General features: G+C 75.8%; 10 protein-coding genes. 5 read left to right on the forward strand and 5 right to left on the reverse strand.

All coding sequences use genetic code 11. The annotated features are described in order from the left end of the window. Positions 1 to 95: 95 nt before the first annotated feature. The 4 genes from ACYQBY_RS07705 to ACYQBY_RS07720 all read left to right on the forward strand — a co-directional run bounded on the left by ACYQBY_RS07705 (position 96) and on the right by ACYQBY_RS07720 (position 6,575). Positions 96 to 2,045, forward strand: a complete 1,950-nt coding sequence (locus tag ACYQBY_RS07705) for an ABC transporter ATP-binding protein (RefSeq protein WP_459643270.1) — start codon at positions 96 to 98, stop codon at positions 2,043 to 2,045. Further along, on the forward strand, positions 2,042 to 3,820 hold the full coding sequence (locus ACYQBY_RS07710; protein ID WP_459643271.1) for an ABC transporter ATP-binding protein: 1,779 nt from the start codon (positions 2,042 to 2,044) through the stop codon (positions 3,818 to 3,820). Before ACYQBY_RS07705 ends, ACYQBY_RS07710 begins: the two co-directional genes overlap by 4 nt. Positions 3,821 to 3,942: 122 nt before the next feature. Then, a complete protein-coding gene (locus ACYQBY_RS07715) occupies positions 3,943 to 4,773 on the forward strand; it encodes an alpha/beta fold hydrolase (protein ID WP_459643272.1) in 831 nt (276 codons plus the stop codon). Beyond that, a complete protein-coding gene (locus ACYQBY_RS07720; RefSeq protein ID WP_459643273.1) occupies positions 4,770 to 6,575 on the forward strand; it encodes a putative bifunctional diguanylate cyclase/phosphodiesterase in 1,806 nt (601 codons plus the stop codon). The genes ACYQBY_RS07715 and ACYQBY_RS07720 overlap by 4 nt, the downstream gene beginning before the upstream one ends. Positions 6,576 to 6,600: 25 nt before the next feature. Here the strand turns inward: ACYQBY_RS07720 and ACYQBY_RS07725 are convergent, their stop codons facing one another. From ACYQBY_RS07725 to ACYQBY_RS07740, 4 genes are all read right to left on the reverse strand, one after another. Further along, positions 6,601 to 6,948 carry a hypothetical protein gene (locus ACYQBY_RS07725; protein WP_459643274.1) on the reverse strand — a complete coding sequence of 116 codons (348 nt, stop codon included), beginning with the start codon at positions 6,946 to 6,948 and terminating at the stop codon, positions 6,601 to 6,603. Between the two features lie 24 nt (positions 6,949 to 6,972). After that, complete coding sequence (locus ACYQBY_RS07730; RefSeq protein ID WP_459643275.1) at positions 6,973 to 7,284, reverse strand: nucleotidyl transferase AbiEii/AbiGii toxin family protein; 312 nt, start codon at positions 7,282 to 7,284, stop codon at positions 6,973 to 6,975. 4 nt (positions 7,285 to 7,288) lie between these two features. Next, on the reverse strand, positions 7,289 to 7,702 hold the full coding sequence (locus ACYQBY_RS07735) for a hypothetical protein (RefSeq protein ID WP_459643276.1): 414 nt from the start codon (positions 7,700 to 7,702) through the stop codon (positions 7,289 to 7,291). Positions 7,703 to 7,807: 105 nt separating this feature from the next. Continuing rightward, positions 7,808 to 9,121 (reverse strand): Fic family protein, encoded by a 1,314-nt coding sequence (locus ACYQBY_RS07740; RefSeq protein WP_459643277.1) that lies wholly within the window; start codon positions 9,119 to 9,121, stop codon positions 7,808 to 7,810. Positions 9,122 to 9,229: 108 nt separating this feature from the next. Between ACYQBY_RS07740 and ACYQBY_RS07745 the strand changes: the two genes are divergently transcribed. Continuing rightward, the gene (locus ACYQBY_RS07745) at positions 9,230 to 9,691 is read left to right on the forward strand and encodes a very short patch repair endonuclease (protein ID WP_459643278.1); all 462 of its coding nucleotides are present in this window, start codon (positions 9,230 to 9,232) and stop codon (positions 9,689 to 9,691) included. A 209-nt stretch (positions 9,692 to 9,900) separates the two neighbouring features. Here the strand turns inward: ACYQBY_RS07745 and ACYQBY_RS07750 are convergent, their stop codons facing one another. After that, positions 9,901 to 14,175: an AAA domain-containing protein gene (locus tag ACYQBY_RS07750; protein ID WP_459643279.1), complete on the reverse strand. Its 4,275-nt coding sequence runs from the start codon at positions 14,173 to 14,175 to the stop codon at positions 9,901 to 9,903. Positions 14,176 to 14,217: the final 42 nt, after the last annotated feature.

Raw genomic sequence — 14,217 nt, forward strand, 5'->3', positions numbered from 1 at the left:
AATCACTCTAACATTTTAAGAGTGTGTGCATCGTGGCGGGAGGTGTGCCACACACCGTCCGGCGGTGCGGGCGGAGCCGTGCGAGGCTTCGTCCAGTGAGCGGCACCTTCGTCAGCGGCATGCGCACCCTCGCCCGCGGCGCCCTGGAGGAGCGGCGGCTGTTCGCCCTCGCGATCGTCGGGTCGGTGGTCTACGGCGCGGGCACCGCCGCCGGCGGCTGGCTCGTGGGGCGGGTGACCGACCGGGTCGTCGTCCCGGCCGTCACCGGCTCGGCCCCCGTCGGCACGGGCGACGTCTGGCTGGCCGGGGCCGCGCTGATGGCCGTCACCGTCGTCACCGTCGCCGGGATCCTCGTGCGGCGCATCTGGGCCGGGGCCGTCACCTTCGCCCTGCAGGCCCGCTACCGCCGCCTCCTGGCGCGCCGCTACCTGGAGCTGCCGCTGGCCTGGCACCACGCCCACCCCGCCGGGCGCCTGCTGGCGACGGCCGGCTCCGACGTGGAGGCCACCTGGCAGGCGATGTTCGTCCTGCCGTTCGCCCTCGGCGTCGTCGTCCTCATCGCCGTCGCCGGGGTGGCGATGGCCGCGGCCGACCCGGTGCTGGCCGCCGTCGGCCTGCTCGTCATCCCGGCGCTGCTCGCCGCGAACGTCGTCTACCAGCGGCGCATGTCCCCGCGGGTGACGCGCGTGCAGCAGCTGCGCGGGGAGGTCTCCGCCACCGCGCACGAGAGCTTCGAGGGCGCCCTCGTGGTGAAGACCCTGGGCCTGGCCGACGAGGAGGTCGAGCGCTTCGCCCGCGACGCCGACCGGCTGCGGGCGGCGAACGTCGCGGCCGGGCGCACCCGCGGCGCGTTCGAGCCGGTCATCGAGGCGCTGCCCGCCCTCGGCACCCTCGCCGTGCTCGCCGTCGGCACCGCCCGCGCGGCCGGCGGGGCGGTCGGCGTCGGCGACCTCGTGCAGATCGCGTACCTGCTGGGCCTGCTCGCCTTCCCGGTGCGCTCCTTCGGGTGGCTGCTGTCGGAACTGCCGCGCACCGTCGCCGGGGACGCGCGGGTGCAGGCGGTGCTGCACGAGAGCGCGGCGATCCCGTGGGGGGAGCACCTGCTGCGCGGGGGCCCGGACGCGGGACCGGTGCCCGTCGCGGCGAGCGGACTCGGCTACCGCCACCCCGCCCCCGCCACCGACCCCCTCGCCGGGCGGCCCGACCTGCCCCGCCTCCCCGGGCAGCCCGCGCACCGCGACACCCCGCCCGCGCCGCGCCGCCGATCGACACCGGTGCCCGCGCTGGCGGACGTCACCCTCGACGTCGCGGCCGGCTCCACCGTCGCCGTCGTGGGCGGCACCGGCTCCGGCAAGTCCACCCTGGCCGGCCTGCTGGTGCGCCTGGTCGACCCCACGTCCGGCGCGGTGCTGCTCGACGGGGTGGACGTGCGCGAGCTCGCCGAGGGCCAGGTCGCCGGCGCGGCGGCCCTGGTGCCGCAGTCGACGTTCGTCTTCGACGACACCGTGCGCGGCAACATCGCCCTCGGCCTCGACGCCGACGACGTCCCCCCGGAGCGCCGCGTGTCCGACGCCGACATCTGGGAGGCGCTGCGGCTGGCGCGCGCCGAGGAGTTCGTCCGGGCCCTGCCGGACGGCCTGGACGAGCTGGTCGGCGAGCGCGGCTCCACCCTCTCCGGCGGCCAGCGCCAGCGCCTGGCCCTGGCCCGCGCCCTCGTGCGGCGCCCGCGGCTGCTGGTGCTCGACGACGCCACGAGCGCCCTGGACCCGGCCGTGGAGCGGGCCGTGCTCGACGGCCTCGCCGCCTCCGGCGCCGGCACCACCGTCGTGGTCGTCGCGTACCGGCCGGCGACGATCGCGCTGGCCGACGAGGTGGTGCACCTGGAGCGGGGGCGGGTCGTGGACTCCGGGCCCGCCGAGGAGGTCGCCGCGCGCGACGCCGGCTACCGGGACCTGGTCACCGCCTACGCGCGGGCGGCGCGGGACCGGGCCGACGAGGCGACGGCCCGCGCCGACGGGGCCGCGGACAGGACGGGGATGGCGTGAGCGCGACCACCGCGGAGGAGCCCGGCCGCGAGGGCGTGCTGCGCCGCGCCCGCGAGCTGGCCCCCGAGTTCGCCGTCGGCCTCGGCACCACCCTGGCCATCGCGGCGGCCACGACCGTCGGCAAGCTCGTCGTGCCGGTCGCCGTGCAGCAGACCGTCGACACCGGTGTCCTCGCCCCCGGCGGCCCCGACCTCGGGCGGGTCGTGCTGCTCTGCGCCCTCGCCGCGGCCGTGGTGCTGCTCACCACCGTCACCGCGTGGGTGGTGAACGTGCGGCTGTTCCGCGCCACCGAGGCGGGGCTGTCGAGCCTGCGCGTGCGCGCGTTCCGCCACGTCCACGACCTCGCCGTGCTGACCCAGAGCGGGGAGCGGCGCGGCGCCCTGGTCAGCCGCGTCACCAGCGACGTCGACACCATCTCCACGTTCCTGCAGACCGGGATGCTCGTGCTGGTCCTGTCCCTCGGGCAGGTGGTGCTGGCGACGGGGCTGATGTTCTTCTACTCCTGGCAGCTGGCGCTGGTGGTGATCGGCTGCTTCGTGCCGCTGGTCCTGGTCCGCAACCGCCTGCAGCGGCCCGTGGCCCGCGCCTACGCCGCGGTGCGGGTGCGGATGGGCGAGATGCTCTCGGCGGTCTCCGAGACCGTGGTGGGCGCCGACGTCATCCGCGCGCACGCCGCCTCGGCACGCTCCTGGCGGGCCGTGGACGCCGCCGTCGAGGGTCACCGCAAGCAGGCCGTGAAGGCGCAGGTCGCGACCGCGGCGACGTTCTCCACCGGGGTGTTCGTCTCCGGTCTCGTCATCGCCCTCGTGCTGGTGGTCGGCACGCTCCTCGGGGTCGACGGGGACATCACCCTCGGGCGGCTGCTGGCGTTCCTGTTCCTCGCGCAGCTGTGGGTCGGGCCCGTGCAGGCGACCGCCGAGGTCCTCAACGAGCTGCAGAACGCCCTCGCCGGCTGGCGGCGCGTCGTCGAGCTCATCGACACCCCCGTCGTCGTGCCCGAACCGGCCGCGGGCAAGGTGCGGGAGCTGCCGCCGGGGCCGGTGGACGTGCGGGTCGAGGACGTCGCCTACACCTACCCCGGCACCGAGCGGGCCGTGCTGACCGGCGTGAGCCTGCACCTGCCCGCGGGGTCGCGCACCGCCGTCGTCGGGGAGACCGGCTCCGGCAAGACCACCCTCGCCCGGCTGGTGACCCGGCTCGTCGACCCCGTGCAGGGGCGGGTGCTGCTGTCCGGGGTCGACGCCCGCGACCTGCCCGGCCGCGAGCTGCACCGGCGCGTCGTCGCCGTCCCGCAGGAGGGTTTCCTCTTCGACGCCACCGTCGGGGAGAACGTCCGCCGCGGCCGGCCCGGTTCCACCGAGGACGACGTGCGGGCGGCGTTCCGGGAGCTCGGTCTGGGCGACTGGCTGGACGGGCTGCCCGACGGGCTCGACACCCCCGTCGGGCAGCGCGGGGAGCGGCTCTCCGCCGGGGAGCGCCAGCTCGTCGCCCTCGCGCGGGCGCACCTCGCCGACCCCGACCTGCTGGTGCTGGACGAGGCCACCTCCTCCGTCGACCCCGCCACCGAGGTCCGGCTCCAGCGGGCCCTGGAGGGGGTGCTCAGCGGGCGCACGTCCGTGGCCATCGCGCACCGGCTGTCCACCGCGGAGGCCGCGGACACCGTGGTGGTCGTCGACGGCGGGCGCGTCGTGGAGGTCGGGCCGGCGGCGGAGCTGGCGCGGGCCGGTGGGGCGTACGCGCGGCTGCACGCGGCGTGGACGGCGCAGCACGCCTGAGGGCCGGCTCCCGCTCGCGGCCCACCGGGAAGCACGCTCAAGGTCGGGCGCCGCTGCGCCGACACCACGAGGGCTGACCGGACCACGGCCGGCTCCCGTCACGTCTCCGGAGGATCCGCACCGTGTCCAGCACCGTGACCACCGGGCCCGCCGCCGCGCGCCACAACGTGCACGAGGCCGGCCGCCCCGACGGACCCGTCGTCCTGCTCGTGCACGGTTTCGGCTCCGACCAGCACGCGTGGCGGCGGATGCTGCCCGCCCTCACCGCCGGGCACCGCGTCGTCCTGTTCGACCAGGCCGGTGCCGGGGGCTTCGACGCCGGCACGTACGACCGGGAGCGGTACTCCACCCTCGACGGCTACGCGGCCGACCTCGTGGCGCTCTGCGAGGAGTTCGACCTGCGCGACGTGGTCGTCGTCGGGCACAGCGTCAGCTCCATGATCGCCGCGCGGGCGGCCCTGCGCGCCCCGGAGCGCTTCCGGCAGCTCGTCATGCTCGCCCCCTCCGCGTGCTACACCGACGACCCCGCGGACGGCTACGACGGCGGGTTCTCCGCGGAGGACGTCGCGGAGGTGCTGGCGTCGCTGGACCACAACTACCTGGCCTGGACCGCCAGCACCGCGCCGATGATCATGGGGAACGCCGACCGCCCCGAGCTCGGCGCCGAGTTCACCGAGTCCATGCGGCAGCTGCACCCCGGCACCGCCCGCGACTTCGCGCGCGCCACCTTCCTGTCCGACTCCCGCGACCTGCTCCCCCGCGTCACCAACCCCACCGTCGTGCTGCAGTGCCGCGACGACGCCCTCGCCCCCGACACCGCCGTCCGCGAGGTCGTCGCCCGGCTCCCGCACGCCACGCTCGTGCCCCTGCAGGCCGTCGGGCACTGCCCCCACGTCAGCGCGCCCGACGAGACCGCGGCCGCGATCCTCGCGAACCTGCCCGTGCGCCCGTGACGGCGCTCTCCCCCAGCGCTCCCCCGGCCCCCGCGGACGCCCCCGGCGGTTTCGAGGAGCTGTTCCAGCACGCCCCCTGCGGGTACCTCACCGCCACCGACGACGGGCGCATCACCCGCGTCAACGACACCTTCCTCACCTGGACCGGGCACCGCCGCGGGAACCTGCTGGGGACCGCGTTCACCCGGCTCCTGCCCGTCGGTGACCGCATCCTGTGGTCCACCCACAGCGCCCCCCGGCTCGCCGGCGCCGGCAGCGTCAGCGAGGTGGTCGTCGAGATCGTCGCCGCCGACCGCACCCGGCGCCCGGCGCTCGTCAGCGCCACCCGCGTCCCGGGCCGCGACGGGGCGGACGCCGAACTGCGGCTCGTCGTGTTCAGCGCACCCGAGCGCCGCGCCCACGAGCAGGAGCTCATCGAGGCCCTGCACCGCCTGGAGGAGTCCGAGGACCGCCGCGCCGCCGCCGCGGTGCAGGACCCCCTCACCGGGCTGCCCAACCGGGCCGGTGCCGTCGCCCGGCTCACCGACGCCCTGGGTTCCGCCACCGGGCCCGTCGCCGTCCTCGTGGTGGACCTCGACCACTTCCACGCCGTCAACGAGAGCCTCGGCCGGGACGCCGGCGACGAACTGCTCCTCACCGTCGCCCGGCGGATCCGTGACACCACCCGCGACGGCGCCACCGTCGCCCGGCTGTCCGCCGACGAGTTCGCCGTCGTCGACCGCTGCGCCGACGCCGACGCCGCGCGCTCCCTCGCCGACCGCCTCCTGGAGGTGCTCAGCGCCCCCGTCGTCGTCGCCGGGCTGGAGCTCGTCACCTCCGCCAGCATCGGCGTCGCCGTGGCGGCACCCGGGCCGGTGCCCGCGTCGGGGTCGGTGCCCGCGCCCGGGCCGGTGCCCACGTCGGGGTCCGCACCGGGGCCCGCGGAACGCGTCCTGCGCGACGCCGACGCGGCCGTGCAGCGCGCCAAGGCCCGCGGCCGCAACCGCGTCGAGGTCCACGACCCCGCCCGCAGCGACGCCGGCGTCGACCGCCTCCGCCTCCTCGGCGAACTGCGCCGCGGCATCGCCGCCGGGGAACTGCGCCTCCACCACCAGCCCCTCGTGCGCCTCGCCGACGACTCCCTCTGCGGCGTCGAGGCCCTCGTGCGCTGGCAGCACCCCACCCGCGGCCTGCTCCCCCCGGGCGCGTTCATCGACCTCGCCGAGCAGTCCGGCCTCGTGCGCGAGCTCGGCACCTGGGTGCTCGACGCCGCCGTCGAGCAGGCCGCCCGGTGGGCGCGCGACCCCGGCATGCCCGTCGTGGAGATGTCCGTCAACCTCTCCGCCCGCCAGCTCACCGACCCCGGACTGCTCGACACCGTCACCGCGACCCTCGCCCGGCACGGCCTCGACCCGCACCTGCTCGTCCTCGAGGTCACCGAGACCGCTCTCGTCAACGACCCCGACGCGGCCGCCGACGCGCTCGCCGCACTGAAGGAACTAGGTATCGGCATCGCCGTCGACGACTTCGGCACCGGCTGGGCCAGCCTCACCTACCTCCAGCGGTTCCCCGTCGACGAGCTGAAGATCGACCGCTCCTTCGTCAACGACCTCGGGCCCGGCGAGGGCGACGGCGCGATCGTCGCGACCTGCGTGCAGCTCGCCCGCGCCAAGGGGATCCGGTCCGTCGCGGAGGGCGTGGAGACCGCCGAGCAGCGGGACGCGCTGCGGGAGCTGGGGTGCGACGTGGCGCAGGGGTATCTGTACTCGCGGCCGCTGGACGCGGAGGCGCTGCGGGCGTGGGTGGTGGGGCGGGAGGTGTGACGCGTCTACCGCTGCCCTGACCAGGTCAGAGCTGCCGGCCCTCCCGGCCGCCGGGCCGTCGCCCCAGGCGCCGCCGGGCCTGGAAGTCCCGGTCGGGTGCGGGTGGCGCGCCTGCCGGCCCCACCGGTTCCGCCTGCTCCTGCCTCGGCGGGCCACCCGCCTCCTCCTGCGAGAGGGACTCCACCACCGCCGCGAAGACGTACTGGGTCTTCACCGCGATCGGGCGGGACGGGTAGGCGTCCTGGACGATCTGCAGGCCCTCCTCGACCGTGGTGAGGCCGAAGTGCTGGTAGAGCAGGGCGATGTCCGCCGTGTCCGCGTCGATGCGCGAGGCGAAGAGTTTCATCGCGAGCAGGTACCGCGGGCTGCCCACGTCGACGCTGAGCGCGGCATCCGCTTAGTACGTCGTGGCATCCGGGTCGTCACCGGGCAGGAAACCCTTGACCCCGTCGTTGAGCCAGTTCTCCGTGATCCCCTCGGCCTCCGCGACGGCCCGGGCCGCGTCACGGACGACGGCGGTGGGGACGAACGCCGCGTCGAGGTCGCGCGTGGCCCGGCGCGTGTCGTAGGCGAGCGCGATGGCGGCCCCGCCGACGAGGAAGAGCTCCGCCCGGTGGCCACGGCGCACCAGTTCCGCATCGAGGGCGCTCAGAAGGTACCGGATGTCGTCGTGGGTGAAGGGCTCGTCGGCGCTGAAGTTCCCGGTCATGCGATCACACCCTCGTCAGGCTGTCGGGGTCGATGAAGACACCGCGCTTGCGGAAGGACAGCGGGGACGACACCAGGACGTACGGGTGCAGGGCGGTGAGCGGGGTGACGAACCACCAGGGCACCGCGTACCGGTTCTCGTCCGCGGCCCACGCCGGGACGACCCAGCCGTCCTGCCTCGCGAGGTGCTCGGCCAGCGCGGCGAGCGCCGCGTCGACCCGGCGGTCCGCCGAGTGCGGCGGCTCGTCGCGGAAGACCCCGGCCGCCGCAGCGGTACCGCGTGTTCCGCGAACGGTCGTGTAGTCGTCCAGCAGTTGGAGGACGACGTGGCGGAAGACCTCGGGCATCTCCGTGCCCTGCGCGAGGAGGCGGTCGGCGGTGGCCGCCGCGCGGACGGCCGACGGGGCGAAGCCGGTCACCGGTGTTCGGGGGCCTGCTGGGCGCGGAGCCGCCCCAGGTGGTGTGCGGCTCGCGGCACCGTCATGGCGGTTCCCCCGTGCGTGGCTGACGTCCTGGTCCCCAGCCTAGGAGCTGCGGCCGGGGGGCGGCGAGGTCAGCGGCCGCGGCGGGGCACGGGGCGCGCGGGTGGCTCGACCGCCGTGTCCGCCGCAGGCGATGCCAGGGATCCCTCGAACCCGGCGATCAGGTCGAGGAGCCCGTCGACCTCGAAGGCGCGGTTGCGCCGGCCCGCGGTGGTCTGCCGCAGGACACCGGCGGCTCCCAGGCGGTCGACGGCCTCGTTGACCGCCTGGGTGGAGCGGCCGGTCAGCCGCACGAGGTGGGCGACGGTCAGCACCGGCGTCTGCGGCAGCACCTCGTCGAGCAGGTGCGCCACGGTCGATCCGGCGCGCACGGGTCCGACCGCGTCCCCGCCACCGCTGCGCCAGCTCGACCAGGCCGGTGGTCAGCCCGGCGACGCGTGCGCAGGCCTCGGTGGTGGCGGTGGCGAACGTCGCGACCCATTCCGCGAGACCCGTGTCGTCGCGGCGGTAGGCGGTGAGCCCGGCGACGTAGTCCCGGCTGCGGGTGGCGAGCACCAGGCTGACCGGGGGGACGTGCCGCGGACTCAGGCCGCGGCGGGTGAGCACCACGTGGATCAGCGCCCGGCCGGTGCGGCCGTTGCCGTCGGCGAAGGGGTGGATGGTCTCGAACTGCGCGTGGGCGAGGGCCGCCTGGACGAGCGGGGGGTGCCAGTCCTGCTCGAGGTACGCGGCGAAATCCTCCAGCAGCGCAGCGACCTCGCCGGGGGGTGGGGGCACGAAGTCGGCGCGGCACGGGTTGTAGGTGGGGGTACCGCCCGCTTGCGGGGGAGAGCCGCCGATCCAGTTCTGCCGGTCGCACACCTCACCGGCCCAGGAGGCGTCGCGGGTCCCGACCAGCAGGGCGCGGTGGATGTCGCGGATGCCGTCGACGCCCACCCGTGGCCGGCGGGCCACGTCATCGACGGCCGCCCGCATGGCGTCGATGGTGCCGAGCACCTCGGCGGCGCCCTCGTCGGGTGAGGAACCGTCCGCGACGCGCGCGGCGTCGGCGCGCGCCAGCCGGCGGCCACCGATCTCCATGCCCTCGATGCGGGAGGACACCACCGCCTCGGCGCTCAGCAGCAGCCGGGCGATCGCCTCGTGGCCGCGGTGGGGCAGATCTGAAGTGTTGAGGCGCTGCACCGCGCGCTCGGCGTCGGAGACGTCCGCCACGACGTCGGCGGGCAGGAGCACCTCCCGGCCGACGAGGAGGTCCGGGACGAAGGCGTCGTAGCGGCATGGCTGGCGGTGGCGCCGTGGAAGACCCGCGACGTCGGCCGGGTCGGGGGACCAGACGGCGCTCACGAGACGGGGCACAAGACGATCATGATCAAGGTTGCGCTGCAAGGCTGATTATGGACGCGGGTCGGCAGCGCTCTGTGGAGGACGATGCCCTAGGGCTCCACCGGTGTGCGACGGTGCCGCGTGACCACTGGCGGCGACCCGGGCCCGCACCCGGGCGCGTCCACGGCCGCCGTCTCGCAGCGCATGAGCCGACTCCGCAAGCGCGACAACGCACCCGAGATGGCGATCCGCCGGCGGCTGCACGCCCGCGGCCTGCGCTACCGCGTCGCCTGGCCGGTGCCCGGGCAGCGGCGGCGCACCATCGACATCGCCTTCACCCGCGCACGCCTCGCCGTCTACGTCGACGGGTGCTTCTGGCACGGGTGCCCGGAGCACATGCACCTGCCGAAGGCGAACCGGGAGTGGTGGACGAGGAAGATCGCGTGGAACCAGGCGCGGGACGCGGACGTGACGCGGCAGCTCGAGGTGCTGGGGTGGACGGTGCTACGGGTGTGGGAGCACGAAGACCCGGAGGAGGTGGTGGAGCGGGTGGTGAGGTGGCTGACGGGGTTGCGCAGGGATGCCCTCGTTCCCCGGAGGTGAAGCTCGCCCGGTCGGACGTGACCTGGTTCCCATCGGGACGGACCTCGCGCTGACCGCAGGCCGTCGCGGTGGTCGGGAGCACCGCACGACGGGGAACGAGCCGCGGTAGCACGGCCCGCTCCACAGCGGCAGCACGCGGGGACCGGGTGTTCCCTACGCTCCCTTCCGGCAGCCTCCCGCGCTACCTTCCGGCAGCCACCGGCCTCCCCTCACCCCTCCCCCTCCTCCTCGTGCGACAGGGCCACGGGCACCCACTCCCCGTCCTCCCCCGCCTCCACGCCCTCGTGCGGGCGGATCCCGCGCCGCTCCAGCACCTCCCACAACCCCGACAGCGCCTGCTCGGGGTCGTAGGCGAACTCGCTCTCCCGCACCCGCCAGAACTGCCACCCGGCGCGCCGGAGTTCCTGTTCGCGCCGGAGGTCCTCGAGGCGGTCCTCGCGGGAGGCCTGCCAGCGCTCGCCGTCGCACTGGACGGCGAGGCGGCCCCTGGCACCGGTGACGACGAGGTCGATGCGCCGGCCGCCGGCCTCCCAGCGGGGGGTGACCTGGTAGCCGCGCTCGCGGAGGCGCAGGTAGACGCGCTGCTCGAAGAGGGAGTCGAACGCGTCGTGCCGGGCGTCGGGGAGGACATCGGTCAGTTCCGGTGCGGTGCGCACGGCCGGGGGGTGGGCGAGGTAGCCGAGGAGGGAGCTGCGCAGGTCCTGGGGGGAGAGGAGGTCGGGTGCGACGGAGTGGAACAGCCACATCTGGTCCTGGGCGCGGGAGGCGGCGACGTTGAAGCGGCGCTGGTCCTCCTCGCGGGAGAGGGCGTAGCGCTTCTCGGCGGCGACCATGGACAGCATCACGACGTGCCGCTCGTCGCCCTGGAAGTCCGGCGGGGTGCCGACGCGCAGCTTGCGCTGCTCGAACACGTCGGGGGGGATGCGGCGGCGCAGCTCGTCCTCGATGAGCTCGACCTGGGCGTCGCCCTGGAGGACGACGACGCCGAAGGTGCGGCCCGTGTAGGCGGGGTCGGCGAGGCAGGCGGCGACCTGCCCGGCGATGGCGGCGGCCTCGGCGGGGTTGCGCAGACGGCTGCCGGTGCCCTCGGTGGTGGCGCCCTCGACGTGGGTGAGGCGCAGCGGGGGGAGGCGGTCGCTGCCGTACTGCCGCAGCGGGATGAGCGGGGAGTCGGCGTAGAACTGCCGGGAGGACCACTCGATGATCTCGGGCATGCAGCGGAAGTGCTCCCGGAGTTTCACGACGGAGCCGAACCTCGTGGCGAGGAGGCTGAAGAGGCTGTCGCGGGGGGTGAGGGAGTTCCGCAGGTGCCGGGGGACGTCGGGCAGGTAGGTGTCGAGCTTGTCGAAGATGGGCTGGAGCTGGCCGTAGCTGACGCCGGAGGGGGCGCACTGCCGCTCGTCGCCGACGACGACGAGGCGGGGCGCGAGCCACAGCAGGAACAGGGACTCGATGCTGGCGAGGCTGGCCTCGTCGATGATGACGACGTCGAAAGAGTTCCGGTCGGGGGGCACGATCTCCAGGACGTCGGCGAGCGGCATGATCCAGGCGGGGACGGCGCCGCGGGCCTCGCTCATGGCCTCGCGGGCGCCGCGGGCGTAGTAGTGGCTGTACCTGCTGGCGCCGGTCTCCAGGGAGCGGATGTTCTGCTGGTAGGAGCGCAGCGCCTGCGCCTGCGCGGCGGTCATCCGGGTCAGGCAGGCGTACCAGGCCCTGGCGGCGGCGAGCTTGGCGGTGAGGGCGCGGACGTCGCGGGCGGCCTCCCCGAGGCGCGCGTCGAGGCGCACCTCCAGGCCGGGGGCGCGCTGGGCGTCGAAGAAGGTGCGCGCGGCGGCCCACGCCCAGGCGTCCTGCAGGTCCCCGAGGCGCTGCTGCCACACGGGGTCGGCGGCGGTGGCCTGCACGAGCTGCGCGAGGCCGGGGTGGGCCTCGTTGAGCTCCTGCCACAGCTCCTCGGTGCGGGTCTGCTGCTCGGCGTCGACGCGGGCGGTGGAGAGCGCACCGACGGCGGCGGCGTACCCGGCGGGGTCGCGGGAGACGACGGCGGTGAGCAGATCGCGGCACTCGGGGGCGGCGCGGTCGACGTTGGCGACGATCCGCAGCCCCAGCACGGCGTTCTCCAGGGCCGTGGTGGCGGCCCGGGCCTCGCGCTGGGCGGTGAGCCCGTCGAGCGCGCGGACGAGGGCGGTCCACTCCTCCTCGGTGGTGAGGGGGACCGCGGCGCCGGCGGTGGTCAGCTCCCGGCGGACGGCCTCCACCGCCCCGGTCACCTCGTCCAGGGCGGTGAGGTCGCGGTGGGCGCCGACGAGCAGGGACACCTTGCGGGTCAGCGGCGCGTCGGCGGGCACGTCGAGCCCGGCCTGCGCCCAGCGCCGGACCAGGGCCGCGACCGTCACCTCCACCTCCAGGCGGGCCACGACCTGGGCGAGGAGCTCGGCGGTGGTGGGCGGCAGGCCGTCGACGGTGGCGCGCTCCAGGAGGGGTTCGGCCTGGCGCTGCACGGCGGGCTTCAGCATCCCCTTGAGCCTGCCGCCGGCCCGGAAGTGCTCCAGCAGGGCGCGGGCGGCCTCGAGCTGGCCCTTGGCGCTGCCCGGGCCGGCCGCCTCGAACGGCGGCAGCTCCACCTCGTGCAGGCCCAGGGAGCGCAGCGTCGTCTCGGCGTGCTCGGCGCGGGCGGCGACGTCGGCGACCTGCCGCCACTGCAGCGCGTCGTGCTCCGCGAGGGCGTCGGCGAGGAACCGGCGGCGCCAGTCCGCCGCGTCGCCGCGCGCGGTGGCCAGCCCGGCGCGGATGCGGTCCACCGGGGCCCGCAGCCGGCCGAGGGCCTCCTCGCCGAGCCCTTCGAGGGTGACGACGAGGTCGGTGCGGGCGGCGCGGGCGGCGGCGACCGCGGCCTCCTCCGCGGCCACGAGCTCCGCGAACGTCTCCGGCGGCAGGAAGGCGTCCCCGCGCGGGATGAACTGCCCGCCGCGGGCGCGGCGTTCCGGGGTGGCGGTGGCGAGCAGCCCGACGAGCTCCCCGATCCGGGCGGGCGGCACGGGCAGGGCGGGGGGTGCGTCCTGGGGCAGGGGGGTGGGCATCCAGCCGAGGCGGTCACGGCGCTCCCGCAGCAGCGTCGCGATCGCGGAGAGGGTTCCGGAGTAGCCGGGGGCGACCTCGGGGTGCTCGTGGGTCTCCGCCTCCCGCAGGGCGCGGACGATGTCGGTGAGGTTGTCGGCCTTGACCTTCGCGGCGTCGCGCTCCTCGGTGAGGGAGGCGATCTGCCGCTCGTAGCGCTCCCGGTCGAAGGCGGCGTGCCGCTCCACGAGGGCGTTGACGCTGCGGGACAGCTCCGCAGAGCCGCCCCGGCCCTGGTCGGCGGTGGACACGCAGAGCTGCCGCACCCCCACGGGCACCTTGTCCCGCAGCACCGCCAGGGCCTGCGCCTTCTGGCTGGTGACCAGCACCCGCTGGCCCTCCGCGACGAGCGCGGAGATCAGGTTGGCGATGGTGTGGGTCTTGCCCGTCCCGGGCGGGCCCTGCACCACGACCCCGGAGTCGCGGCGCAGGCGGGTCATGACGGTCGACTGCTCGGGGTTGGCGGGCAGCGGGAACAACGGGTCCTCCGCGAGGGTGGTGCCGGTGCCCTCGGCCCGCAGCCAGTCCAGGCGCTGCTCCGGCTCCAGCGGCCGCAGCAGCTGCGCCAGGCCCAGCGGCGCGACGGCGTCGGGGCCGGACAGCTCCGCCAGCATCCGCTCGTAGTAGCCGATGAGGCTCGCCCGGCCGCGGGGGCGCAGCACGAGGGCCGGGGCGAAGCGCAACGCGGGGGTGCCCTCCACCTCCTGCGGCTGCCAGTCCTTGTCGTAGGGGCGGCACTGCGGCAGCGCCAGGGCGCGCCACTGCTCCAGCAGGGCGTGGTTCTCGTCGGACAGCGGGCCGCCCTCCACGGCGCGCGCGGCCTCCAGGGCCGGCTCGGCGCGGGCGGCGTCGAACCCGGGCAGGCCGGTGAGCAGGTCGCGGTCGTGCACCCGCAGGCCCGTGTCGCCGGCGACGGAGAGGCGCAGCACACCCGTGCGCTCGTCCACGTCGAGGGCGAGGCGGGTGGACAGGACGTGGTTGCGGACGGCCGGGGCGTCCGGCGGCTGCCACGTCAGCAGGCCCGTGGCGAGGACCAGCTCGAACCGGTCGTCCTGCTGGGACAGGTGCCGGTGGACGGTGCTGAGGTCGTCGTACCAGCGGCGGGCGGGCGCGGTGCGCGGGTCCGCCGCCTCCTCCCCCGCGGCGGGGGCGGGCACGGGGGCGAAGGTGGCCACGACCTCCCGCGCCTCCGCGGCGGTGTCCACGACCGCGTTCTCCGGCAGGTCGGACAGCCACAGCACGAGGCGGTGGGCGTTCACGTCCGGCACCGGCTCGCGGCCCGCGCGCGCCAGGTCCCGCAGGAACTCCACCAGGCGTGTCGTCTGCTCCACCATGTCGCGGCTCAGCGCCGAGCCCGCTTCCGTCATGGCACCTCCTTGCTCACGTCGAGTGTGCCTGATGTGACACAG

It is taken from the genome of Kineococcus anabasis, assembly GCF_054590795.1.

Coding starts and splice junctions, on each gene's coding strand:
- ACYQBY_RS07730 (WP_459643275.1), bottom strand. CDS start 7,284: ATGACCGGGAACTTCAGCGCCGACGAGCCCTTCACCCACGACGACATC.
- ACYQBY_RS07750 (WP_459643279.1), bottom strand. CDS start 14,175: ATGACGGAAGCGGGCTCGGCGCTGAGCCGCGACATGGTGGAGCAGACG.